Genomic DNA, 23937 nt, shown 5'->3' with positions numbered 1-23937 from the left:
TCCTCAGATTAATTTGAAATAACCTCTTTTTTAGCTTTTGCAGCAGCAATACTTTGCTGACACTCATTGCAAATACCGTAAAGATTGAGGGAGTGATGTTTAATATCAAATTTCAATAGATCGCCCATAAGACTCTGAATCTGGTTAATACGGGGGTCGCAAAACTCAACTACTTTATTGCACTCGATACAGATGACATGGTCATGTTGCTTAAATCCATAAGATTTTTCAAATTGTGCCATATTACGGCCAAATTGATGTTTGGTCACCAAATCACAGGAAACTAATAATTCTAATGTGTTGTAAACAGTAGCACGGCTAACTCGATATTTTTTATTCTTCATGTGGATGTACAATGACTCAACGTCAAAGTGGTCCGTACGGGAATAAATTTCTTCTAAAATAGCATATCGCTCTGGAGTTTTTCTTAGATTTTTATTCTCTAAGTAGGCTTCAAAGATCTTTTTTACTGTTGCGTAATTTTCAGCTGAGTTCATATTAATCAATAAGATTCTTTACAAATTTACCAATTTTGATTCAATTATCGTAAGATAAAAAAAATGTGATATTAAACTGATGTTAACTTTCAGATTCATAACGCGAAACAGTTGTGATGCCCTGTACTTGTTTAAGGGTTTTCATTAAGCTCTCCAATTGTGCGATATCATTGACAAACACCATAATGTTACCCTCAAAGATGCCTTCGTTGCTCGTGATACTGAGTGAACGTATATTGACGTTGAACTCTTGTGAAATCACCGTGGTCAGTTTATTGACCAAGCCGACATCGTCGATCCCTACTATACGCAATCCGGTTAAGAAGGAAACATCATTTTTGGAGGTCCATCTGGCCTTCATAATACGATAGCCATAATTTGCCATCAATTTAGATGCATTTGGACAGCTTGTGCGGTGTATTTTGATACCGTCATTGACGGTTAAAAATCCAAATACATCGTCTCCGGGTATGGGATTGCAACAAGGGGCTAGTGTATAGTCTATCTGTTGCAGGTCGTCACCAATTAATAGGGTATCTTGGTCCTTTTTGTTAAATTTCTCGACCAGTCCACCAATATGGTTGTTGAATTGTGTGTTTTGTGTACTTAAGGTTGCATCGTTGTTTTTTTCATGTGCAACAAATTCTCGTAACTGTTTGATATCGACCAATCCTTTGGCTACATTATAAAACAGATCTTGAGAGCTGGAGAATTTTAGAAAGTTAGCGATCTTATTAATATTGTCCGTATTGTACGTAATTTTTAATGTTTTCAGCTTGCGTTCTAAAATTTCTTTTCCATCTTCGGCTACGCGACGTCTTTCTTCTTTTAAAGAAGAGCGGATCTTTGATTTTGCTTTGGCTGTAACGACAAAATTTAACCAATCTTCTTTTGGTGTCTGCTTGGTCGAAGTGATGATCTCTACTTGATCGCCATTTTGCAGCACGTGGCTGAGTGGTACCAATTTATGGTTGACTTTTGCTCCAATACAGGTGGCTCCGATATCGGAATGGATCTCAAATGCAAAATCTAAAGCTGTGGCCTCATGGGGAAGCTGAATTAAAGCTCCTTTTGGGGTGAAAATAAAGATCTCATCTGAGAATAAATTCATCTTGAAGTCATCGACAAAATCCAAGGCATTTTGCTCAGGATTGCTTAAGACATCTCGGATTTTTTTAATCCATTGGTCTAGTCCGCTATCGGAATTTGACTCTTTGTATTTCCAGTGTGCTGCAAAACCTTTTTCCGCAATTTCATTCATGCGGCTGGTTCTGATCTGTACTTCAACCCATTGCCCTCTTGGTCCCATGACCGTTGTATGCAACGATTCGTATCCATTTCCTTTTGGAGAGGATACCCAGTCTCTTAAACGATCAGGATTTGGACGATAGAGGTCAGTAACGATAGAATAGACTTTCCAACATTCCGTTTTTTCGCGCTCATCATCTGTATCGATGACAATTCGAATAGCAAATAGATCATAAACCTCTTCAAAAGGAATAGATTTTTTACGCATTTTGCTCCAAATGGAATGGATGGATTTTGGTCTACCAAAGATCTGTGCCGAGATGCCTTGTTCGCGTAATATTTCTTGTACCGGCTCGATAAAGTCTGCAATGAATTTTTCCCTTTCGGCCTTTTTCTCATTGAGCTTGCGTGCGATAAACTTATAAGTATCCGGATCGGTAAATTTCATGGAGAGATCTTCGAGCTCGGACTTAATGGCATACAAACCCAAGCGATGGGCGAGTGGTGCATATAAATAGCTGGTCTCGGAAGCGATTTTGAGCTGCTTGTCGCGAGCCATAAACTCCATGGTGCGCATATTGTGGAGGCGATCGGCAAGTTTGATCAAGATCACGCGGACGTCATCGGCCAATGTCAACAGCATCTTACGGAAATTTTCCGCTTGCATGGAGCTATTTGGATCAAAAATTCCTGAAATTTTTGTCAATCCATCAATGATACGACGTACTTTTTTACCAAACATCTGCTCGATTTCATCAAGAGTAATGTTGGTGTCTTCAACTACATCGTGTAATAGGGCACATACAATCGAGGTAGTCCCTAAGCCAATTTCTTCTGCAGCGATTTGCGCTACAGCTATTGGATGGAAAATATAAGGCTCGCCAGATTTTCGACGCATTTCTTTGTGGCTATCCAGAGCAAGATCAAAAGCTTTTCTGATCATCTGCTTGTCGCCTCGTTGCATCGTTGGTTTACATGCGCGTAGTAATGCTCTGTATCTTTTACGTATTTCTTTATTTTCTGCTTCTATATCAATCACATAATCTTTCATAAACTTGCAGTTGCATTATGATTTTAAAAATACATTTCTTAAATTAGTTAATGTTAATTTAATGGAATAAGTAGTAAACCAAATTTATTTTTATTAAATGTAATAATTTTTTAATACTATTGACAAAAAAAGGACAATTTTTAAATTGTAATGATCAAAATAAACTTACGCTGGATGCTTTTTTTGCTTTTCTTCGTTCCTCTTTTAGGGATGGCTCAAGCATTGACAGTACCTCGTTACGGGGAGGGAGAACAGGAAGTGCTGGAAGAATACAATATGACCACTTTGGAGACTGGTGAGCGACTGCCTTGGTTTTTAATTCCTGAAGTAAAAATCTCCAAACCGCGTATCTGGACTTCGGAGGATGCTAAAAAAGAATATTTGAGATTAAGAAGAAATGTCTTAAGAGTATTACCGTATGCGATATTTGCTCAAAAAAGATACGATCAATTGGATCGTGAACTGGCTTTGGAGACCGATAAAAAACAACAAAAGAAACTAATAGAAAATTGTGAAAATGAGGTGAAAGCCATGTTTAATAAAGAAATTAAAAACATGAGTATCACACAGGGGAAAATCTTAATTAAACTTATTGATAGACAGACTGGGCACTCGAGTTATGAAATGGTGAAACAGATGAAAGGCGGACTGACGGCATTTTTATATCAGGGAGTGGCTAAAATATTTGGACATAACCTCAAAAGTACGTATGATCCTAGAGAGGATTTTGAAATTGAAAATATCATCAGAGAATTTCAAAAAACGAGAAGGGATCCACGCTATTTTTAAAAAATAACAATAAATAATTTATGAAGACAGTTTATGATTTTAGAGCCTTACAGTTTAATGGTCAAGAAAAATCATTAGCTGATTACGAAGGAAAAGTGTTGCTGATCGTCAATACCGCGAGCCAGTGTGTTTTTACACGACAATTCAAATCTTTAGAAAAACTATACCAGACCTATAAAAACCAAGGCTTTGAGATATTGGGTTTTCCTTCCAATAATTTTGGAAAACAGGAACCATTGACCGGCTATACGCTGGAAACATTTTGTCGAATCAATCAACAAGTGAGTTTCCCGATCTTTAAACGCTCACATGTGGCTGGAGAATATGCATCGCCCTTATACCGACATCTTTCTCATAGAGAAGAGAATGGCCGTATTGACAGTAAGCCTGTTTGGAATTTTCACAAATACCTCATCAATAAAAAAGGAGAAGTCGTTGATTACTTCTATCCCATTACTTCACCGATGGCTGCTAAAGTGAAAAAGCGTGTGGAACAATTACTGATGGAAGAGTAAGATCAAAAGAGTAGAAAGAACAAAATGTTTAGTACTTTTGCCTACATTTAGTTGGTTAAACATTTAAAAATATACTCCCATGATAAAACTGGATTTATTAGTAATTGCTGTGCATCCTGATGACGCGGAATTGGGCGCAGGAGGAACGATAGCAAAATATGTAGCTGAGGGCAAAAAAGTAGGTATCGTAGATTTAACTAGGGGTGAACTGGGTACGCGTGGCACGGCTGAAACAAGGGACCGGGAGGCAAATGATGCCGCCTCAATCTTGGGATTGACGGTAAGGGATAATTTAGCACTGCGCGATGGCTTTTTTAATAATAGTGAAGAGGATAAATTAGCGGTAATCCGTGCTATCCGTCAATATCAACCTGAAATTATCATTACCAATGCCATCACTGATCGCCATCCCGATCACGGAAGAGCAGGGCATATGGTTTCTGAAGCTTGTTTTTTATCGGGATTGCGTAAGATCGAAACTTCCTATGATGGTGTGCTACAGGAGTCGCATCGTCCTCGACTCGTACTGCAGATGATCCAGGATTATTATATTAAACCGGATATCGTGATGGATATTACCGATTTTTACGCTATTAAAGAAAAATCAATTTTGGCGTATAAGACGCAGTTTTATACTGGTGAGGAGAGTGGTTCGGATGAACCTCAGACTTACATTTCAAATCCTGATTTTATGGAATCGACCGCAGCTCGTGCTCGAGAATTTGGGAGATCGATACAGGTTAAATATGCGGAAGGATTTACGGTTAAAAAAATATTAGGTGTAGATGATATATTTCATCTGATTTAATTTAAAATAATCAAATAAAAGCCGTTTCTTTATCATACTAAGAAACGGCTTTTGCTTTTACGGCATTTTTACATGAAAAATCAAAAATTCTCGCTACAAGATCGAATAAAAAGTTTTACTTATGCTTTTAATGGGTTTAAAATCTTATTGATTGAAGAACATAATGCGCGTATTCATCTTGCTGCGACCGTGGTAACGGTGATCGCAGGTTTCTATTTTGATATTTCTGCAGTCGAATGGATGTTTATTTTACTGTGTATTGGTGCTGTTTTTGCACTGGAAATAGTCAATTCGGCCATTGAGAATTTGGCAGACTTGGTGTGTCAAGAAAATAATGAATTTGTTAAAAAAGCAAAAGATCTGGCAGCTGCAGCGGTATTGACCGCGGCGTTTGTCTCTGTTATAATAGCGCTTGTCATTTTTATTCCTAAAATCACGATGTTATGGTTGTAATTAGAGCTTACGAGGTAAGAGATCGGGAGATCGTATTGAGTGTCATGCAAGAAAATATTCCAGCTTATTTTGCTCAAGATGAAATGGAGGATTTGAAGTACTACCTCGATTTTGAAATCGAGCAATACTTTGTGCTGGAAGCGGAGGGTAAAATAGTGGCCTGTGGTGGTATCAACCTGGAACTGGAAGAAAGAAGGGGTGTAATCAGCTGGGATATTGTTCTGCCTAGTGAACAAGGTAAAGGCTACGGAAGAAAATTATTGGAACACCGGATTGCAATTTTAAAAAGTATGCCGGATATCGATCGGATTACGGTCCGTACTTCGCAGCTGACGTATTTGTTTTATCAAAAAAATGGTTTTATTTTAAACCAGATTGTAAAGGACTATTGGGCGAAAGATTTTGATCTTTATAGTATGGAATTGAGTTCTTAATCCATCAGATTAAAAACAAAAGATACTAATATAAAGATGGGAAGGATCAAGGCAGCGATCACATTGAACTTGAATTTTGCGATTTCATGCTTACGATATAAGAAAAAAGATTCTGCAAGTAGGTAGATCATCCAAACTAGATAATTTATACCCATAAAAAATAGGATAGCACCAATATCGCCGGTCCCGCAACGGCGAGCGGGATCGAGTTGTGCCATCGCAATGGGAATAGCTATGAACAACAATATAATTAGTGCTAAAATCCGAAAAACAACGTGTCTGATCATACTATCTCTTTTGTTATTCATACCGCTATATAAAAAAAGGTAACCCCATCGGTTACCTTTTTGCATTTATTTCGAAAAGATTAGTTCTTTTTATCGATTTTATAGAGTCTTCCTAAATCGGTGATCGCATATAGTGCGCCATCTTTGCCTTGCGTGATATCTCTAAAACGCTGTCCTTCTTTAGCCAATAATCGCTCTTCGCCAACGACTTTATTGTCTTTGATGACCAATCGCGCAATATGTGTACTGCTTAGACCGCTGATAAATAGGTTGTTTTTCCACTCTGGAATACGATCTCCGGTATAGAATGTTATACCGCTTGGCGATAAGACAGGATCCCAATAGTAAACGGGCTGTTCTAACCCTTCTTTTTGCTGAATGGCATCACCTACTTTTTCGCCACTGTACTCTAATCCATAAGTAATGGTCGGCCATCCGTAGTTTTTACCAGCTTCAATACGGTTCAATTCATCTCCGCCACGTGGACCAAATTCAGTTTCCCACAGATCACCAGTTTCTGGATGTAGTGCCAGACCTTGTACATTTCTATGACCGTAACTGTATATTTCTGGCCTTACATCAGCTTGTCCTGCAAATGGATTGCCCGATGCAGGCGCACCATCTGTCGTGATTCTGACAATCTTACCTAATCCCGATTTGAGATCTTGTGCTTGTGGTCTGGTTGCTAGATCTGAACGTTCGCCGGTACTCACGATTAAATTGCCGGACTTGTCAAATAAGATCCGTCCACCGTAATGTAACTTGCCTTTGTATTTGGGAGTAGCTCGATAAATAACGGCTACATTTTCTATTGTTTTATCATCTGCAGATAATTTTCCTTTGCCTACTGCTGTCAAGTTGCCCTCTGCACTTGGCTCTGCAAAAACAAAGTAAATCATGCGATTGGTTTCAAAATTTGGATCGATTGTCAATCCTAACAATCCACCTTGCCCATCCGAATCTACTTTTGGCAGTCCTGTTATCGGCTCTGAAACTTTGCCATCGGTAGTAGCAATTCTAAATGTACCTTCTTTTTCCGTGATCAGTAACCGTCCATCTGGTAGCGCTGCTATGCCCCAAGGAGATTTTAAGGTGGTATTCAATACGACTCCTTCAAATGCCGTGTTGGTCTTTACGCCATTGATACGTGTTTGACCCGCAAAAGCAGGTTTGTATTTTGTATTGGCTTCATTTTTTTCAACAGCTGGATAGATGCTATCTACTGTATTGGTTTCTGCTCCCGTAGTCCCGTTTGAACACGAGTACAAGGCAAAAGAACTAATCAGTACGGTGGCTAATTTACTTTTCATAGACAAGTTGAATTGTTTCATATCATATAAAAATATAAATAATTTATTAAAAAATACGCACGTCAGCTCATTATCATGAAATAAATCCTTTGACGTATTGTCGGGTGATCTCATGTTTAGGATTTAAGAGTACTTCTTCTGTTTTTCCAAACTCAAGGATCTCTCCACCATATACAAAAATAATATAATCGGATACACGGCGTGCTTGTCTCAGGATGTGGGTAACCAGTACAATGGTATAATCTTTCTTGAGTTCAATCAAAAGATTTTCAATGGTCTGCGTGGAGATCGGATCGAGTGCAGATGTCGATTCGTCTCCTAAGATAATCTCTGGTTTGACCGCTAGTCCTCGAGCTAAGCATAGGCGTTGCTGTTGACCAATAGAAAGCCTCGTGGCGGATTGGTCCAATCGATCTTTGACCTCTTCCCAAAGTCCTACATTCTTCAGCTGTGTCTCTACGATTGCGTTTAATTCCTTTTTGTTTCGTGTACCATGGATGCGTGGCCCATAAGCGATATTGTCATAGATCGACATCGGTAGTGGAAAAGGTTTTTGAGAAAGCAGTCCCATTTTTTTTCGGATATGGGTCACTTCGGCATTTGGTGCATAAATATCTTCACCATTGACAAAGACTGATCCGGATACCTGCACACCTTTAGTATCATCGATCAGGCGGTTCAGTGTTTTTAATAATGTTGTCTTTCCACAGCCTGATGGACCAATGATCGAGGTGATACTATTATTGGGTAGTGACAAATTGATGTTTTTTAAAATATGGTGCCCATCAATATGAATATTCAGATCTTGTATTTGAATATGCGGCTGAATAGCAGGGTTTACAACTTGTGTTTGTTCTGTTTCGATGATAGGATGTGAGTGCATATAACAATAATTAGAATGATAAAAGTTAAAATAAGTGCAGATGCGTAGGCACGACCTTGGACTTCAGGAATAGGACTGCTTAACTGGAAAAAAATAGCCAGCGGTAGAGTTGCTGCTGGTTCGTCAATATACCGTGGGAGGTTGTCACTGAATCCCGTGGTCAACAACACGCCAGCGACATCACCAATAGAACGTCCAAATGCCAACAATATAGCGGTGAAAATGCCTGGTTTAATATGTAAAATAAAGACCTTTGCTACTTCCCAGTTGGTGGCACCTAAGGATAAAGTCACATGCTTCAAATCGTTGGGAACTGTTCGGATCAGTTCATCGACTGTACGGACCACGATCGGTATAGTTAGTAATGTAATGGTGATAATACCCCCAAGTAAGGATGCACGGATACCAAAATAGACCATAATCGTAAATCCTACAGCACCATATACGATGGAAGGGATACCGTAAAGAATATCGAACATCAATTTTGAATATTGCGCTAATCTGGAAGAGGTTTTGATGTATATATTTAAAAATAAAGCGATCGGAACTCCAATGATGGTCGCTAACAGGGTCGCGACCCCAGCGAGATAGAGCGAACCGAGAATAGCATTTAATATTCCTCCCTCTTTACCCATATAAAATCCTCCTTGAGGCAGTTGGCTGACCATCTCCCAAGATAGATATGGTAAACCCTTGTAGAGTATTGTACCGATAATAAAAAAAAGTGAACCTGTGACCAACATACCTGATAGCCGCATAAAGCCTTTCGCAATCTTTTCTTTAAAAAGTCTTTTTTTTAGATTATCCATTGTGTTTGCCCTCCAATCTGTTTAATATGATACGTGAAATTAAGTTGAATCCGAAAATAATCACAAATAGGAGTAAAGCGGAAAACATCAGTGCTGAATCGTAAAGGGGAATAGACATCATCTCGCCAAAGTTATTGGCAATTAGTGCTGGAATCGGATATCCTGCGTCAAAGATGGATGTCGGTATCTTGGGCACATTGCCACAAACCATCAAGACGGCTATTGTTTCTCCAAATGCTCGGGAGATGGCGAGAACAATCGCGGCAATAATACCCGGTTTTGCTCGGCGTAAGATCACCTTTTGGGCAGTTTCCCATTTGGTCGCTCCTAAAGATAGAGAAGCGGCTTTAAGTTCCGCAGGTATTGTTTTGAGTACTTCGACCATAATACTGATCATGATCGGAAAGATCATAACCGATAATACGATGCCGCCGGCTAAAATCGTATATCCTGAAGTAGAGATACCAAATATAGGAGCTATGTAGGATTGTATTGCTGGTACAATAAACAGTACGCCCCATACCCCATATAGTACGGGAGGAATTGCAGCCAAGACGTTGATCAGAGGTAACACGATATTTTTTAATGTATCGGAAGCATATTCCGTCAAATAAATTGAACTGAGGATACAAAGTGGGCAAGAGATGAGCAGGGCGACAAGTGTGACACTTAATGTCCCCATAATGAAAGGGAGAAATCCAAAACTTCCTTTCATGGGCGCCCAGATATGATTTGTGAGAAGATCCCAAATATTGAAGGTTTCAAATAAAGGGATCGATTTGAAAGTCAGACCAATACCAATAATGATCACAACCGAAAGGGAGATAAGCAACAAAACAAAGCTTGACTGCTTTGCAATAGCATTTTTTATTAATCTTGTTCGCAACATATTATAACTTTTTCAATTCTTCGTTCATAAATGTTTCTGTTAGCGGCACATAGCCATTCTCCAGTAAATAGCTCTGCGATTTTTTCTTTAAGACGAAAGAGATGAATTCTTTAAGCAGTAAATTGTCGGGCTTGCCTTTCGTGATAAAAGACAGGTCTCTGGATGGCGGGCTTGGATATCTATTATTACTCACGGCGTCTGTCAGTTCATCAATCGTATTATAGAAACTTTCCTGTTCGTTGATGCTGCCATCGCCATTGAGATCTATGGGCAGTACATCAATCTTATCCATTACTTTTTTTGTCTTTAAATCATAGACATAATTGATATTATTGAAACCGATGGCATTTTGATCATCTTTGACCGCTTGTGCAATGCCGGGATCACCAAATATGCCGACTCCTTTTAAATCTTCTTGTTTACTTTTAAAAAAATTGGCCCATGTTTCAGCTGCTCCAGCAGCATCTGCACGTGTATACACCGTTACAGGATCTGTTGTAAAACGTTTATCAATGTCATTCCACGTTTTATACTTATTGTAAATAAAGATATTTTTTAGTTCTGCATTGGTCAATCCGCGTTCCTTCAGTAGACGGTAGTTTGGATTTTCGGCATTGATGGTGCAGATAACGGCATCTTTTGCAACATGAATGGGATATGCACCATTTTTCATTTCTTCGGGATGAAGATCGCGAGAAATCAGTCCAATATCGACCATTCCAGTCAGCGCATCGGCAATTCCTTTTCCGGCTCCACCGGCAGAAATATTAAAGCGAACAAGTGGATGTTCCTTTTTAAATTCTTCACTCCATAAAACAACTAAAGGATAGAGGGCAAATGCTCCAGACAAAGAAATATTTCCTTCGAAACCTCGTTCCTTAGTGTATCCGTTTTCAATTTTTGGAGCACATGCATTATTATTAAGCAACAACAATAAGCTTATTACAAGTAAATTACAGTTGTTTTTTATCATTTTATGTATATCTATAGGATTGGTCTACAATAATATTTTTGACAAATATATATTAATTTAATAGATTTTATAGATTATATCGTTTTTTTTTCTACTTTTGAACCAATAGAAGAGAATACAGACCAAATAAATACAATTTCAGCATATGCAAAGTTTCCGTACAGAGCTTGAAAACCCTGTGGTTGAGCAAGAGATTATAGATTTAGAAAAGAAAATTAGACTTTTTCAAGAGGGGAAGATTACGGATGAAAAATTTCGTTCTTTACGCCTAGCAAGAGGGGTTTACGGACAACGTCAGCCCGGAGTGCAAATGGTGCGTATTAAATTGCCTTTTGGAAAAGCAACTTTCAAACAAGTCATCAAAATATCGGACGTGTCTGATGAATATGCGATTCGTAATTTGCATATCACGACAAGACAGGATATTCAGATTCACTTTGTTAGTCTAGATCGTACACCAGAATTATGGGCTCAATTGGCTGAGGATGATATTACTTTACGTGAAGCATGTGGCAACACGGTGCGTAATGTAACAGCATCTCCTACAGCCGGTATAGATCCAAAAGAACCTTTTGATGTTTCTCCTTACGCACAGGCTGTTTTTGAATTTTGTTTAAGAAACCCGATCTGTGCGGAAATGGGCCGTAAATTTAAAATGTCATTTTCGTCGTTCGATGATGATACTGCTTTTTCTTATATCCATGATCTGGGCTTTATTCCTAAAGTAAAGATCGTTGATGGACAGGAGGAACGCGGTTTTAAAGTTCTATTAGGTGGTGGACTGGGATCTCAACCTTTTCTAGCACATCTGGTACATGAATTTTTACATGAAGATCAGTTGATTCCTTTTGTGGAGTCTTCTTTACGTGTCTTTGACCGCTATGGTGAACGTAATAATCGAAATAAAGCACGTTTTAAATACTTGATCCAAAAATTGGGTATTGATGAAGTATTGCGACTGATCGCGGAAGAGCGTGTTGCAAATGCTGTTAAATCTTTTCCGATAGACCGAGATACCATTAGTCAACCGACTCCGCCAGATACAAGTGCTATTGCGCATCTATCATTGGATGAAGACGCTGAATATCTGATCTGGAAGTCGACAAATACGTTTGAACAAAAGCAGAAAGGCTATTATGGGGTATTTGTTAAGATATCTACAGGTGATCTTCCTACGGAAAAAGCGCGAGCGCTAGTGGCAGGACTAGATGGTCTAGTAGCGGATGAGATTCGTTTCACACAAAATCAAGGATTACTCTTAAAATATGCTACTGAGCGATCTCTGCCTCATATCTATCAGCTGTTGAAGAAACTGGAATTGGCTTCTGCGGGATTTCAGAGCACATCGGATGTGACGACTTGTCCAGGTACGGATACTTGTAATTTGGGTATCTCCAATAGTACAGAGATGGCTCGGGTGATCGAAACGTATATCCGTGAGTTTTATGCCGACTTTGTCTATAATAAGGAACTAAAGATAAAAATATCGGGTTGTATGAATTCTTGTGGTCAACATGGTTTGGCCCATCTGGGATTTCATGGTAGCTCTGTCAAAGCGAATGGGAAAGTTGTTCCTGCAGCACAAGTGATGATCGGTGGTGGTACTGTTGGCGATGGCGTGGGCCGTGTGGCTGAAAGAATCATTAAAGTGCCGACGAAAAGAGTGTTACATGTGGTAGATTTGGTCTTATCGGATTATAAAAAGAATGTACAGGAAGGTGAAAACTTCCATGCTTATTATGACCGTCAGTCAAAAAATTACTTTTATACCTTATTGAAGCCATTGGCAGACTTGACGACATTGTCGGATGATGAATATATTGATTGGGGACATCAAGAGACTTTTGAAACAGCAATTGGCGTAGGTGAATGTGCGGGTGTGGTGATTGATCTGGTCGCTACCTTGATCTATGAAGCCGAAGAAAAGAAAGGCTGGGCGATTTCTGCTTTTGAAGAAAGGAAATATGCGGATTCGATATACCATGCCTATAGTACGTTTGTCGGTTGTGCCAAAGCTTTATTATTGGATAAAGGTGTAAATGTGAGTTCACAGCATGCTGTGATCCAGGAATTTCAAACCCAATTTGTGGAGCAGCAGTTGTTTAGTTTGGAAACGACATTTCCAGAATTGGTATTACAAATTAATAAGAATGAACCTACACCCGAGTTTGCTGAAAATTATCTTGCGAGCTTGAATATTTTCTTTGATGCAGTGTATGCGTATAGAAATAGTGTGAAGGTCAATTAATGAGGAGGATAGAAGAATGAATATTAAACCCAAAGTAACCTTGGTCGGAGCTGGTCCTGGAGATCCTGAATTGATCAGTTTAAAAGGTATAAAGGCAATCAAATCTGCTGATGTGATTTTATATGATGCCTTAGTTGATGAAAGTCTATTGGATTTTGCTAGTGAAAATTGCACAAAAATATATGTAGGAAAACGGGCGGAACAGCTCTCTACTTCACAAGACCAGATCAATCAGCTATTGGTTGATTATGCATGCACACATGGTCATGTGGTGCGTCTGAAAGGTGGCGATCCATTTGTCTTTGGCCGTGGTGGTGAAGAGCTGGATTTTGTGAACCAATTTGACATTGAAACAGCTGTTGTCCCAGGTATCTCTTCGAGCATCGGGCTTACTGGTTTGCAAAAGATTCCGTTGACTTTCCGCGGCATAAGTGAAAGTTTTTGGGTGATCACGGGGTCTACGACTGCTGGTAAACTGTCTGAAGATCTATATGCTGCTGTTAAAACCAATGCTACAGTTGTAGTTTTGATGGGTTTTGGAAAGCTGGCGGAGATCGTGGAATTGTATAGAAAGCATGGCAAAGAAAATCTTCCCATTGCGTTGATCCAAAATGGTTCTACACCAGATGAGAAAATCATAATGGGCACTATTAATGATATTTTGGATGAAACGCAAGAAAAACGTATTGGTGTTCCTGCAATAATTGTATTGGGAGAAGTGGTTTCGAAACATCCCAATTTCAAAAATATCGTAGAAAAATATGCAACAGCTTAAATGAATACGCTATTTCCAATTTTTATCAAGCCAGATCAAATTCAGATCCTATTAGTAGGTGGTGGACCGATTGGTTTAGAAAAATTTCAAGCGATCATTCAAAATAATGATCAAGCACAGATCACCGTGATCGCTACTGAAATATGCTGCGAGTTTAAGATTATATTAATGCAATATGCGCATATAAAATTTGAAGAGCGTGATTTTGTGGAGTCTGATCTAGATCATAAGCATCTGGTGATGTTAGCGACAAATAACCATGAACTCAATGATCAGATCAGAGCGTTAGCCAGTGCTCGCTTTATTTTGCTGAATGCAGCTGATAAGCCTGAGTTATGTGATTTTTATCTGGGATCTATTGTAAAAAAAGGAAATTTAAAAATTGCGATTTCGACAAATGGGAAATCGCCAACTATAGCAAAACGGGTGAAGGAACTGTTGCAGAATATGCTTCCTGAAGAAATTGATGATACGTTGGAGTTGATGAGTCAACTGCGGGATCAATTGAAGGGAGATTTTCAAGCGAAAGTGAATGCACTTAATGAACATACTAAATCATTGATTGAGCGAGATGGAGATCAGTAACATTAAAGAACTTTTATCAGGTAAGCAGGGAGTCGAATTGCTTGAGGCTATTGCTGAGCACTATCCTAATCAGGTGGTGTTTTCGACATCTTTTGGTATCGAAGACCAGATCATCACCGATTGGATCGGAAAAAGCAAATTGAACATTGCAGTTTTCACCTTGGATACCGGACGATTGTTTAAGGAGACGTATTCGCTATGGAGCAGAACGGTAGAACGATATGCATTAAAGATCGATACGTACTACCCGAATACAGAGCAAATCCAAGAATTTGTTTCACAAAAGGGTCCAAATGCTTTTTATGAATCTGTTGAAAATAGAAAGACCTGCTGTTATATTCGTAAAATAGAACCGCTGCAAAGGGCATTGCGCGGAGCTAAAATCTGGATCACTGGGATTCGCGCTGAACAGTCTGCTAATCGTCATGATATGGATTATATTGAGTATGATCAGGTGAATGACATTATCAAAATTCATCCCTTGTTTGACTGGACTTTTGATATGGTGAATCATTATATTAAAGGGGAGCGTATCCCTTATAACGTGCTGCATGATAAAGGCTTCCCGAGCATAGGATGCGCACCCTGCACCCGTGCGGTACAAGAAGGTGAAGATTTTCGTGCCGGCCGCTGGTGGTGGGAAGATCAGAGTAAAAAGGAGTGTGGATTACATGTGACAACAAAATAAAAAATATTAAATGGATTATTTAGATCAACTAGAAGCAGAATCAATCTATATATTACGTGAAGTGGCTGGACAGTTTGAAAATCCTGCCCTCTTATTTTCAGGGGGAAAAGATTCGATTACGTTGGTTCATTTGGCATTAAAGGCATTTAGACCAGGTAAATTTCCTTTTCCTTTGGTACATATAGATACTGGGCATAATTTCCCTGAAACAATCGCTTACCGCGATTGGTTGATCGAGCAGATCGGTGAAAAACTGATTGTAGGTCATGTACAGGATAGTATCGATGCCGGTAAAGTGATAGAACAAAAGGGTAAAAATGCAAGTAGAAATGCATTGCAAACGGTGACGCTGTTGGATACCATAGCGGAAAATGGTTTTGATGCTTGTATCGGTGGTGCTCGTCGTGATGAGGAAAAAGCGAGGGCAAAAGAACGCGTGTTTTCTGTGCGTGATGAATTTGGACAATGGGATCCGAAGCGCCAACGTCCTGAACTGTGGAATATATTTAACGGAAAAATCAATAAAGGAGAGAATGTCCGTGTATTTCCCATATCAAACTGGACAGAACTGGATGTTTGGAATTATATCAAACGGGAAAATATTCAGCTACCGAGTATATACTTTAGCCATGAGCGTGAAGTGATCACGCGTAATGGTCAGTTGATGGCTGCTGCTCCTTTCTTAAATATTGATGAGGAGGACGTGATCGAAACGAAATCGGTACGATTTAGAACTGTAGGTGACATGACTTGTACAGCAGCCGTGGATTCTGTAGCGACTGCACTAGACGATATCATTGCCGAAATCAAAGCTTCCACGGTTAGTGAACGCGGAGCAAGGATGGATGATAAGGTGTCGGAAGCGGCAATGGAAGATCGTAAAAAACAAGGGTACTTCTAAAGGGAAATTCACCAGATTTGAAGATTAAAAATTATAATCTAAAACATGAAAATTTTAAAATTTATAACGGCTGGTTCTGTTGATGATGGCAAAAGTACATTGATCGGCCGTTTACTATATGATACGGATTCGATATTAGACGATCAACTGGAAGCGATCAAAAAGGCTAACCGTAAAAATAACGATGGTACAGTTGATTTGGCAATTTTAACGGATGGACTAAAAGCGGAACGGGAGCAAGGGATTACCATTGATGTTGCTTATAAATATTTTCAAACGGAAAATCGTAAGTTTATCATCGCTGATGCGCCAGGACACATACAATACACACGCAATATGATCACTGGGGCTTCCAACTCCGATCTCATCATTATATTAGTGGATGCACGCAAAGGTGTGATCGAACAAACAAAGCGTCATTCTTTCTTAGCTAAATTATTGGCTTTGAAGAAAGTACTGGTTTGTATCAATAAAATGGATATGGTGGACTACAGTGAGGAGGTATTTGAAACCATCAAGGCGGATTACCAAGTGCTGGCAGAACGATTAGAATTGAAGGACGTTGATTTTATGCCTGTTTCGGCATTGAAAGGTGATAATATCGTGAATTCTTCACTTCATTTTGATTGGTATAAGGGACCTTCGTTGCTTTCTTATTTGGAAACTGTTGAATTTGATGAGGTGGACAACCAAGCATGGCGTTTGCCTGTACAATGGGTTGTAAGGCCGCAGACGGATGAACTACATGACTATCGTGGATATGCTGGACGTGTGGTGGGAAATGGCTTGAAAGTTGGTGATGATGTCGTTATTCTACCTTCTTCGGTCAAAAGTAAAATTAAAAGAATTGAACTAGCAGGACTGGATTTGGATCAGGCGGAAGATGGACAATCTGTGATCGTTCATCTGACCGATCATGTTGATATCAGCCGGGGTGATACCATCGTAACAGCCCGTGATGCAGGTCTAGTGGAACGAAATATCGAGGCGAATATCTGTTGGTTTGATAATAAGGCTCTGGATACGAATCAGATCTATCTTTTTCAAAATTTTGGTCGAACAACGAAAGTTAAAATTAACGAAATCATTCATAAGGTCGACATCAACAATCAGGAGTATAAGTATGGTGAGCAGATCGCGCTCAATGATATCGGTCGTGTTCAGATCAAGGCTGCTGAAGATCTTTCATTTGATCTTTATCAAGATCATCAGGCCACGGGACGGGGAATCATCATTGATCCGCGTACCAATCTAACGGTTGCGGCTGTTATGATCGAAAGTGTTGCCTAGTTATTAGTTTATAAAAAGAGGGTTGGCTTTTGTTTAAGCAAACCCTCTTTTTATACATTTTACTTTTTATTGCCAACCTCCACCTAAGGCTTTGTAAAGAACCAATTGATTTAAGATTTTTTCTTCGAGAATGTTGACCTGCTCTATCTGAGCAGCTAGGGATTCTCTTTGACTGGTAATAATCTCTAAATAATTGATACGTCCTGCCAAAAATAGATCATGTGCAGAATCTACAGAAGATTCTAGTGCGACCACTTGTTCATTTTTATGTTGAAAACGATCAATAATATGGTCTTCGGTCAATAGCGCATTGGAAACTTCATTGTAAGCTTGCAGCACGATCTTTTCATAGTTGAGGAAAGCAATTCCGTAGTTTCCCTTATATTGCTCGTACTGTGTTTTCAATTCTCTTTGATTGAAAATGGGTGCTGTAATACCTCCAAATAATCCATAAGTGGCAGATTTATTGATATCGATCAATTTGTCAAAACTAAAGGAATTGAGTCCGATAAATGGAGACAATACTACTGATGGGAGAAATGCCGCTTTTGCTGCATGCACTTCGTGCATCGCAGATATCATCTGATGCGATGCTTCACGGATGTCGGGCCTTAGAGCAAGCATCAATGCGGGATCTCCCGAAGCTAACTTATCAAATAAATGCACTTCCTCCAGTTTGATAGCGGTACGTTCAATTGGTTTATTGACTCTGCCAATTAGAAAATTGATATGATTTTCGAGTATGCTGATTTCTTGTTTTGTCTTGGCACGATCGGATTTTGAATTGGCAAGAATGGCTTTAAACTGCTGAACGGCTAACGCTGTGGCACGTCCTGCTTCTTTCTGAACTTCAATGATGGCTAAAGCTTTTTCCTGTAACTTGAGATTCTTTTCAAAAACAGCCAATTGATTATCCAAACTGATCAGCTGATAATAAGCGGAACCAATATTGGATACCAGCTCTGTGGCAATTAATTGTTTTGCTTCAAGCTGTGCTAGGTAATTTTCATAAGAAGATTGTCTCAGGTTTTTTAATTTTCCCCAAACATCGATTTCCCATGAACTGCGCAGTCCAACAAAATAGTCTGGAATAGCAGGCGATGGTATCTTTTCGTCTGATTTGAGGTTTTCGGAAAAATTACTATCGTAATTACCTATTCCTTCCTCGGTGTAGAAACCATATTTTGTCAATCCAGCGCCTACCTCTGCATTTACTTTGGGAAATAAGGCTGCTTTTTTCTGTCTAAAACTTGCTTGAGCGATTTCAATACGCTTGATTGCCATCTGTAAATCGTAATTGTACACTAATGCTGAATCGATCAGTGCGATCAGCTTTTTGTCTCCAAATACTTTTCTCCAAGGAATCTGACCAATAGAGGTGTCTGTTTTACTTGTTGTGGGCGAAAATTTTTCTGGCAGTACCGTAGATTGCAGGGCTGTCAGATTTTTTGGAACGGAGCAGCTGGATACCAATAGTAAAACTAGAATGATAGAAGCGATGGTACCTGCTTTTTTCTGATTCACCTTTTTAGGTTTTTTGGAACAAAGGACATATAATGCTGGAATAATCAATACCCCTATAATGGTACCAATCAACATACCACCGACAGAGGCTGTACCTATTGTTCGATTTCCGATTGCACTTGCACCAGATGAGAACATTAAGGGAATTAAACCAGCGACGAAAGCAAACGAGGTCATTAAAATCGGTCTTAAACGGGCGATGGCTCCATCGATAGCAGCCTGTACAATAGACATGCCTTGCTTGTTTTTAAGTACTGCGTATTCGACAATCAAAATAGCATTTTTCCCTAAAAGACCGATTAACATGACGAGTGCGACCTGCGCATAGATGTTGTTTTCTAGACCTAATAATTTTAAGAATAGGAAGGCTCCAAACATTCCTGCTGGAATACATAATATAACGGGCAGGGGCAGAAAGAAGCTCTCGTACTGAGCGGCTAATAATAGATAAACAAACAATAACACTAAGGCAAAGATATAAATCGTCTGGTCGCCGGAAGCGATTTGCTCTTTGGTCATACCCGACCATTCGATACTATACCCCTGTGGTAGTGTTTTCGCTATTTCTTGTATTGTTTCTATTGCTTGTCCTGTACTGAACCCTGCCGCTGGCTGACCATTGATCATAGCACTTGTAAACATATTATAACGTGTGATCTGCTCTGGACCAAATACACGTTTCATCGTCATAAATGCTGAATATGGCACCATTTCGCCATTGTCGGTTTTGACAAAAAGATTCAGTACATCTTCAGGTTGTTTTCGATAATGTGCATCTGCTTGAACCATTACTTTATACATCTGGCCATAGCGAATGAAATTGGTGGCGTAGAAACTACCCATTAAGGTTTGTAATGTATTCATTGCATTATCGACTGATATGCCCTTCTTGGCTGCCAAATCATAGTCTATTTCCAGCATGTATTGGGGGAAATTAACGTCAAATCCCGAAGAAACGCTCTCAATAGATTCGCTGGCATTGAGCTTATTCATAAAATCTTCAAGTACGACAGCAGTTTTATTTAAATCCTCGGTTCCTGTTTTGTCCAGTAAGCGAACTTCAAAACCTGCAGCATTACCAAATCCGGGAACGGTAGGCGGAGGGAAGAACTCAATTTGGGCATCGGCGATATGTGCTGTTTTTTCTTTGAGCTCATTCATCACATCATCGACCGTCTGTGAGCGGTCTTCCCACGATTTTAAGTTGATCATCCCCATGCCGTATGATGATCCGGACACCTCGGTTAAGATGCTATAGCCTGCTAGTGTGGAAACGGTTTCAACAGATTCTAAACTTCTGGAGATCCGGTCGACTTCATCCAATGCTTTTTCAGTACGGTCTACAGTAGCCCCAGGAGGAGTGGTTACACTGACATAGACCATTCCCTGATCTTCTGTTGGGATAAACCCGGATGGTAAGATCGCACTGGTTCCCCAAGTCGCTATAAAAGATAGGACCAATACCAGGACTGTAAGTCCTCTACGGCTAACGGTTTTGGATAGAAACCCACGGTATTTGCCTGCTAATTTATCGTATGCACTATTGAATTTTTTAAAGAATCGCGTCATCCAGTTATTTTTCTCTTTCTGATCGTGTGGATTCTTTAACATCAGCGCACATAATGCAGGTGTCAATGTCAATGCATTGATACCAGAAATGATAATGGCGGAGGCTAATGTGAGAGAGAATTGTCTATAAAAAATACCGACCGGTCCATCTAGGAAGGCTACGGGTATAAATACAGCTGACATAACCAGCGTAATCGCTATCACGGCTGTACCGACTTCTTTCATTGCAGCAAGGGTAGCTTCCATCGGTGGCAGATTTTCTTCCTCCATCTTTGCAAATACGGCCTCGACGACTACAATACCATTGTCGATCACAATACCAATAGCGAGTACGAGTGCAAATAAGGTCAATAGATTGATCGAGAAACCGAGCATCTGCATGCAAAATAGGGATCCGATCAAACTGACTGGAACAGCTAATATCGGAATTAATGTCGCTCTAAAATTCTGTAGGAAAATAAATACAACAATAAATACCAATAAAAATGCCTCCAACAATGTTTTGATCACACTGGAAATCGATGCATCTAAAAATCGGGAGACGTCATAGCCCATGGTATACTTCATCCCAGCAGGAAAAGTCGCTTTTTGCAGTTCGGCCATGCGATCTTTGACACGTTTAATTACATCTTGAGCATTGGAACCTGGTAATTGTTTCAGCATGATGGACGCTGATGGTCTACCGTCGGTTTTTGAAACCATTTCGTAATCTAAAGAGCCAAATTCAATTTCGGCAACATCTTTTATGCGGATAATGGTTCCATCTGAATTGGCACGAATGGGTACATTGGCATATTCTTCAGGTTCTGAAAATTTGCCAGGATAACGGAGCACATATTGCTGCATATTGACCATTTTATCGGAGCTGATACCGGTCTGCCCTGGAGCTGCTTCAATATTTTGTTTTCGCAAGGAGGCAATCAACTCATCGGTTGATATATTGTAAGCGGCCAATCGATCTGGCTTGACCCAAACACGCATCGCGTAATCGCGCATGCCCATGATTTGAGCAAAACCGACACCTTCAATGCGCTTTAGCTCTTTGAGCACATTGATATCGGTGAAGTTGTAAATAAAACGCTCATCTGCAGTTTCATCTTCGGTATAAAGATTTAAATACATCAACATACTATTTACTTCCTTCTCTGTTGTTACTCCGGCGCGGGTTACTTCTTCTGGAAGTTCATCAAGTACAGTGGTGACGCGATTTTGCACATTCACTGCCGCAATATCGGGATCGATACCCACTTTAAATACCACCTGAATCAGTGTCGTACCATTATTGGTCGATACTGTATTCATAGAGGTCATACCTGCAACACCGTTTATAGCACGCTCCAGTGGAATCGCAACAGCATTGGTACTGACTTCAGCATTGGCACCTGTATAGTTTGCTGTGACAACCACAGAAGGAGGAACAATATCTGGAAACTGGGTAACAGGTAATGTAAATAAGGCCAATAATCCCAATAAGGTTATAAATAATGATATAACCAACGATAGGATAGGTCTTTTTATATAAACATCAAACATAATTTTTATTCAAGAACGTGTTACAATTTAACTGGGACAACTTCTACCTTCATACCGTCCTTTAATGATTGGACCCCTTCGTATACAATCTGATCTTGATCTGATAAACCTGCATTGACGATGTAGTAATGGCCTACGCGCTGACCTGCTTCAAATGATTTCATTGAAACGGTTTTATCTTTATTCAAGATGTAGACGTAAGTTTTATCTTGAATTTCAAAGACAGACTTTTGGTGAACAAACTTTGTGTCTCCAGTTTGAATCGGCACAGATATTTTTCCAGATGCTCCATGCTTAAGCATTCCTTGTGGATTGACAAATTTTGCACGTAATGAAATGGATCCCGTATTTTTTTCGAATTCACTTTCTACAATTGTCGCTTTTCCAGAATAAGGATAGGTATTGCCATCGGCAAGGATCAATTTTACATCCTTATTGAAAGAATTGTGGTTAAATGAGGAATCTGAAACGATACGGAGGTATTCATTTTCAGAGATATCAAAATAGACATTCACTTCGTTCATCGAAGACACGGTAGTCAATAAGGAGCCTTGTTCTAAGAGTGATCCTTCTTTTAGTGGTATACGATCGATCTTACCGTCAAAAGGAGCACGTACTAATGTATAATCGAGCTGTGTCTTCGCTTGCTGCATCATTGATCTCGCTTCTTCAACCTTTGACTCAGCAGCTGTATATTGCAATTTGAGCAATTCAACTTCTGTTTTACTCACTATATTTTTAGCAGCAAGGTCTTTGGTACGTTCTAATTCTAGCATCACTTTTTTAACATCAGTCAAAGCAGTATTAAAATTAGCCTTCGCGCGCGCATAATCTGCTTTGTACATGTCATCGCTCAATCTGAACAGCACTTGTCCTTTTTTGACAGATGCACCTTCATCAACATATATATGTTCTAAAAAACCACTCAATCGAGATCGAAGTTCAATATTTTTGACCGATTGTATATCAGCGATATAATCTTTGTAAATTGTTGTATCCATCACGACTAGATTGGAAACGGGCACTTTTTTTGGAGCTGTACTAACTTGCTTATCGTTGCTTTTGGCTGTACAAGCAGATAAAATCGCAAGGCATGACAGTGCATACCAAGACATGGAACGTGTTTTCATATAAAAAATAAAATGTTGACAAATAGAAGTAACCAATACAAGGTATTGATTTTTAGAGTGTTAGATTATAAAAATCTAACTTAAAATTAAAAAATAGGGCAGGAGTGGATTAGAATAAACTGTATCGGTATAAATACTGATAATAACCTGATAAGCAGGCATTTTTTTTACTATAAAGGGGATGCTTTTTCTGTTTTAAAATGGATAAAGCAGAATAAACGATACCGAGAACAAAAATAAAAATGGATAAAATCTGGGGGTTGAAATTAAAAATCCGGTAATCGTCAAATTGAACCTCAGCATCTTTTTCGGGAATTTCAATTGGAATATCGAGCACATCGTCTAGCACAAATTCTAGTAATGAATCGCCCATAAAATATTGTGTGGGAATATTTGTCGCATGCGCATTAGGATTGACCCCAGCTTGATAAAAAAGCAAGTTCAAGTAACTGAATAACGCCAAGAAATAAAATATTCTAGTCCACATAAAAAACAAATATAGAAAATCAAATAACTAAGGTGGAACATCTACATAAATATTACAAAAGAAAAACATACGATTGACATTTAAAAATAGATGTGTTTTTGGTAAAATTCCTAATCGCTGAGATTTCAATAAAAAAAAATCGCGTGACTCTTACTGCGAATAATCAAAATCTCAGCTTAGGGTTTTAAATGAAAAATCAATGAATTTCACTAGAAAATAAATAACTGAAAAAAGCTGATGAAATATGTGTTCATTTAAAAT

General features: G+C 39.2%; 22 protein-coding genes. 11 read left to right on the top strand and 11 right to left on the bottom strand.

Annotated elements, in window-relative coordinates; translation table 11 throughout:
• Positions 1–8: 8 nt before the first annotated feature.
• Both B3P23_RS11095 and B3P23_RS11090 read right to left on the bottom strand, forming a co-directional pair.
• On the bottom strand, positions 9–497 hold the full coding sequence (locus tag B3P23_RS11095; RefSeq protein WP_045754788.1) for a Fur family transcriptional regulator: 489 nt from the start codon (positions 495–497) through the stop codon (positions 9–11).
• An 82-nt stretch (positions 498–579) separates the two neighbouring features.
• Complete coding sequence (locus B3P23_RS11090) at positions 580–2796, bottom strand: RelA/SpoT family protein (protein WP_045754787.1); 2217 nt, start codon at positions 2794–2796, stop codon at positions 580–582.
• A 174-nt stretch (positions 2797–2970) separates the two neighbouring features.
• Here B3P23_RS11090 and B3P23_RS11085 point away from each other — a divergent pair, with 174 nt between their 5' ends.
• The 5 genes from B3P23_RS11085 (at position 2971) to B3P23_RS11065 (ending at position 5795) form a co-directional block, all read left to right on the top strand.
• Positions 2971–3585 carry a DUF4294 domain-containing protein gene (locus tag B3P23_RS11085; protein ID WP_260949506.1) on the top strand — a complete coding sequence of 205 codons (615 nt, stop codon included), beginning with the start codon at positions 2971–2973 and terminating at the stop codon, positions 3583–3585.
• 20 nt (positions 3586–3605) lie between these two features.
• Positions 3606–4100: a glutathione peroxidase gene (locus tag B3P23_RS11080; RefSeq protein WP_293925894.1), complete on the top strand. Its 495-nt coding sequence runs from the start codon at positions 3606–3608 to the stop codon at positions 4098–4100.
• 82 nt (positions 4101–4182) lie between these two features.
• Complete coding sequence (gene bshB1, locus B3P23_RS11075; protein WP_045755641.1) at positions 4183–4908, top strand: bacillithiol biosynthesis deacetylase BshB1; 726 nt, start codon at positions 4183–4185, stop codon at positions 4906–4908.
• 72 nt (positions 4909–4980) lie between these two features.
• Positions 4981–5361, top strand: a complete 381-nt coding sequence (locus B3P23_RS11070; protein ID WP_045754784.1) for a diacylglycerol kinase family protein — start codon at positions 4981–4983, stop codon at positions 5359–5361.
• Positions 5352–5795 (top strand): GNAT family N-acetyltransferase, encoded by a 444-nt coding sequence (locus B3P23_RS11065; protein ID WP_045754783.1) that lies wholly within the window; start codon positions 5352–5354, stop codon positions 5793–5795. The genes B3P23_RS11070 and B3P23_RS11065 overlap by 10 nt, the downstream gene beginning before the upstream one ends.
• On the opposite strand, the gene B3P23_RS11060 is transcribed toward B3P23_RS11065, so the two are convergent.
• From B3P23_RS11060 to B3P23_RS11035, 6 genes are all read right to left on the bottom strand, one after another.
• On the bottom strand, positions 5792–6103 hold the full coding sequence (locus B3P23_RS11060) for a hypothetical protein (RefSeq protein WP_248753692.1): 312 nt from the start codon (positions 6101–6103) through the stop codon (positions 5792–5794). The two genes, B3P23_RS11065 and B3P23_RS11060, sit on opposite strands and share 4 nt — an antisense overlap.
• A 59-nt stretch (positions 6104–6162) precedes the next feature.
• Positions 6163–7392 carry a PQQ-dependent sugar dehydrogenase gene (locus tag B3P23_RS11055; RefSeq protein WP_045754781.1) on the bottom strand — a complete coding sequence of 410 codons (1230 nt, stop codon included), beginning with the start codon at positions 7390–7392 and terminating at the stop codon, positions 6163–6165.
• A 73-nt stretch (positions 7393–7465) separates the two neighbouring features.
• The gene (locus B3P23_RS11050; RefSeq protein WP_045754780.1) at positions 7466–8275 is read right to left on the bottom strand and encodes a phosphate ABC transporter ATP-binding protein; all 810 of its coding nucleotides are present in this window, start codon (positions 8273–8275) and stop codon (positions 7466–7468) included.
• Positions 8230–9084, bottom strand: a complete 855-nt coding sequence (locus B3P23_RS11045) for a PstA family ABC transporter permease (protein ID WP_045754779.1) — start codon at positions 9082–9084, stop codon at positions 8230–8232. Before B3P23_RS11045 ends, B3P23_RS11050 begins: the two co-directional genes overlap by 46 nt.
• The gene (gene pstC / locus B3P23_RS11040) at positions 9077–9973 is read right to left on the bottom strand and encodes a phosphate ABC transporter permease subunit PstC (protein ID WP_260949505.1); all 897 of its coding nucleotides are present in this window, start codon (positions 9971–9973) and stop codon (positions 9077–9079) included. The genes B3P23_RS11045 and pstC overlap by 8 nt, the downstream gene beginning before the upstream one ends.
• Position 9974: 1 nt before the next feature.
• Positions 9975–10946: a PstS family phosphate ABC transporter substrate-binding protein gene (locus B3P23_RS11035; RefSeq protein ID WP_293925885.1), complete on the bottom strand. Its 972-nt coding sequence runs from the start codon at positions 10944–10946 to the stop codon at positions 9975–9977.
• 145 nt (positions 10947–11091) lie between these two features.
• On the opposite strand from B3P23_RS11035, the gene B3P23_RS11030 reads away from it, so the two are divergent.
• The 6 genes from B3P23_RS11030 to B3P23_RS11005 are packed head-to-tail and all read left to right on the top strand — an operon-like array spanning position 11092 to position 17433.
• The gene (locus B3P23_RS11030; protein ID WP_293925882.1) at positions 11092–13194 is read left to right on the top strand and encodes a HEPN domain-containing protein; all 2103 of its coding nucleotides are present in this window, start codon (positions 11092–11094) and stop codon (positions 13192–13194) included.
• Between the two features lie 16 nt (positions 13195–13210).
• The gene (gene cobA, locus B3P23_RS11025) at positions 13211–13969 is read left to right on the top strand and encodes a uroporphyrinogen-III C-methyltransferase (protein ID WP_293925879.1); all 759 of its coding nucleotides are present in this window, start codon (positions 13211–13213) and stop codon (positions 13967–13969) included.
• Complete coding sequence (locus tag B3P23_RS11020; protein WP_248753688.1) at positions 13970–14554, top strand: precorrin-2 dehydrogenase/sirohydrochlorin ferrochelatase family protein; 585 nt, start codon at positions 13970–13972, stop codon at positions 14552–14554.
• Positions 14541–15242: a phosphoadenylyl-sulfate reductase gene (locus B3P23_RS11015; protein WP_293925875.1), complete on the top strand. Its 702-nt coding sequence runs from the start codon at positions 14541–14543 to the stop codon at positions 15240–15242. The genes B3P23_RS11020 and B3P23_RS11015 overlap by 14 nt, the downstream gene beginning before the upstream one ends.
• Positions 15243–15252: 10 nt before the next feature.
• Positions 15253–16143 (top strand): sulfate adenylyltransferase subunit CysD, encoded by an 891-nt coding sequence (gene cysD / locus B3P23_RS11010; protein ID WP_045756119.1) that lies wholly within the window; start codon positions 15253–15255, stop codon positions 16141–16143.
• Between the two features lie 45 nt (positions 16144–16188).
• Positions 16189–17433: a sulfate adenylyltransferase subunit 1 gene (locus tag B3P23_RS11005; RefSeq protein WP_045756120.1), complete on the top strand. Its 1245-nt coding sequence runs from the start codon at positions 16189–16191 to the stop codon at positions 17431–17433.
• A 66-nt stretch (positions 17434–17499) separates the two neighbouring features.
• On the opposite strand, the gene B3P23_RS11000 is transcribed toward B3P23_RS11005, so the two are convergent.
• The 3 genes from B3P23_RS11000 to B3P23_RS10990 all read right to left on the bottom strand — a co-directional run bounded on the left by B3P23_RS11000 (position 17500) and on the right by B3P23_RS10990 (position 23676).
• On the bottom strand, positions 17500–22059 hold the full coding sequence (locus B3P23_RS11000) for an efflux RND transporter permease subunit (RefSeq protein WP_293925872.1): 4560 nt from the start codon (positions 22057–22059) through the stop codon (positions 17500–17502).
• 20 nt (positions 22060–22079) lie between these two features.
• Positions 22080–23189 carry an efflux RND transporter periplasmic adaptor subunit gene (locus tag B3P23_RS10995; protein WP_045752553.1) on the bottom strand — a complete coding sequence of 370 codons (1110 nt, stop codon included), beginning with the start codon at positions 23187–23189 and terminating at the stop codon, positions 22080–22082.
• Positions 23190–23298: 109 nt separating this feature from the next.
• Complete coding sequence (locus tag B3P23_RS10990; protein ID WP_045752554.1) at positions 23299–23676, bottom strand: hypothetical protein; 378 nt, start codon at positions 23674–23676, stop codon at positions 23299–23301.
• Positions 23677–23937 lie beyond the last annotated feature (261 nt).

The sequence above is a fragment of the Sphingobacterium sp. UBA6320 genome (genome assembly GCF_002440335.1).
Taxonomy (GTDB): Bacteria; Bacteroidota; Bacteroidia; order Sphingobacteriales; family Sphingobacteriaceae; genus Sphingobacterium.
Note: the sequence above shows the minus strand (reverse complement) of the source record. Positions and strands in the feature narration are given on the sequence as shown.

What these genes read in the sequence shown, in the direction of transcription:
- B3P23_RS11095 (WP_045754788.1), bottom strand. Translation starts at nt 497, where the DNA reads ATGAACTCAGCTGAAAATTACGCAACAGTAAAAAAGATCTTTGAAGCC.
- B3P23_RS11090 (WP_045754787.1), bottom strand. Translation starts at nt 2,796, where the DNA reads ATGAAAGATTATGTGATTGATATAGAAGCAGAAAATAAAGAAATACGT.
- B3P23_RS11085 (WP_260949506.1), top strand. Translation starts at nt 2,971, where the DNA reads ATGCTTTTTTTGCTTTTCTTCGTTCCTCTTTTAGGGATGGCTCAAGCA.
- B3P23_RS11080 (WP_293925894.1), top strand. Translation starts at nt 3,606, where the DNA reads ATGAAGACAGTTTATGATTTTAGAGCCTTACAGTTTAATGGTCAAGAA.
- B3P23_RS11070 (WP_045754784.1), top strand. Translation starts at nt 4,981, where the DNA reads ATGAAAAATCAAAAATTCTCGCTACAAGATCGAATAAAAAGTTTTACT.
- B3P23_RS11065 (WP_045754783.1), top strand. Translation starts at nt 5,352, where the DNA reads ATGGTTGTAATTAGAGCTTACGAGGTAAGAGATCGGGAGATCGTATTG.
- B3P23_RS11060 (WP_248753692.1), bottom strand. Translation starts at nt 6,103, where the DNA reads ATGAATAACAAAAGAGATAGTATGATCAGACACGTTGTTTTTCGGATT.
- B3P23_RS11055 (WP_045754781.1), bottom strand. Translation starts at nt 7,392, where the DNA reads ATGAAAAGTAAATTAGCCACCGTACTGATTAGTTCTTTTGCCTTGTAC.
- B3P23_RS11050 (WP_045754780.1), bottom strand. Translation starts at nt 8,275, where the DNA reads ATGCACTCACATCCTATCATCGAAACAGAACAAACACAAGTTGTAAAC.
- B3P23_RS11045 (WP_045754779.1), bottom strand. Translation starts at nt 9,084, where the DNA reads ATGGATAATCTAAAAAAAAGACTTTTTAAAGAAAAGATTGCGAAAGGC.
- pstC (WP_260949505.1), bottom strand. Translation starts at nt 9,973, where the DNA reads ATGTTGCGAACAAGATTAATAAAAAATGCTATTGCAAAGCAGTCAAGC.
- B3P23_RS11035 (WP_293925885.1), bottom strand. Translation starts at nt 10,946, where the DNA reads ATGATAAAAAACAACTGTAATTTACTTGTAATAAGCTTATTGTTGTTG.
- B3P23_RS11030 (WP_293925882.1), top strand. Translation starts at nt 11,092, where the DNA reads ATGCAAAGTTTCCGTACAGAGCTTGAAAACCCTGTGGTTGAGCAAGAG.
- cobA (WP_293925879.1), top strand. Translation starts at nt 13,211, where the DNA reads ATGAATATTAAACCCAAAGTAACCTTGGTCGGAGCTGGTCCTGGAGAT.
- B3P23_RS11020 (WP_248753688.1), top strand. Translation starts at nt 13,970, where the DNA reads ATGAATACGCTATTTCCAATTTTTATCAAGCCAGATCAAATTCAGATC.
- B3P23_RS11015 (WP_293925875.1), top strand. Translation starts at nt 14,541, where the DNA reads ATGGAGATCAGTAACATTAAAGAACTTTTATCAGGTAAGCAGGGAGTC.
- cysD (WP_045756119.1), top strand. Translation starts at nt 15,253, where the DNA reads ATGGATTATTTAGATCAACTAGAAGCAGAATCAATCTATATATTACGT.
- B3P23_RS11005 (WP_045756120.1), top strand. Translation starts at nt 16,189, where the DNA reads ATGAAAATTTTAAAATTTATAACGGCTGGTTCTGTTGATGATGGCAAA.
- B3P23_RS11000 (WP_293925872.1), bottom strand. Translation starts at nt 22,059, where the DNA reads ATGTTTGATGTTTATATAAAAAGACCTATCCTATCGTTGGTTATATCA.
- B3P23_RS10995 (WP_045752553.1), bottom strand. Translation starts at nt 23,189, where the DNA reads ATGAAAACACGTTCCATGTCTTGGTATGCACTGTCATGCCTTGCGATT.
- B3P23_RS10990 (WP_045752554.1), bottom strand. Translation starts at nt 23,676, where the DNA reads ATGTGGACTAGAATATTTTATTTCTTGGCGTTATTCAGTTACTTGAAC.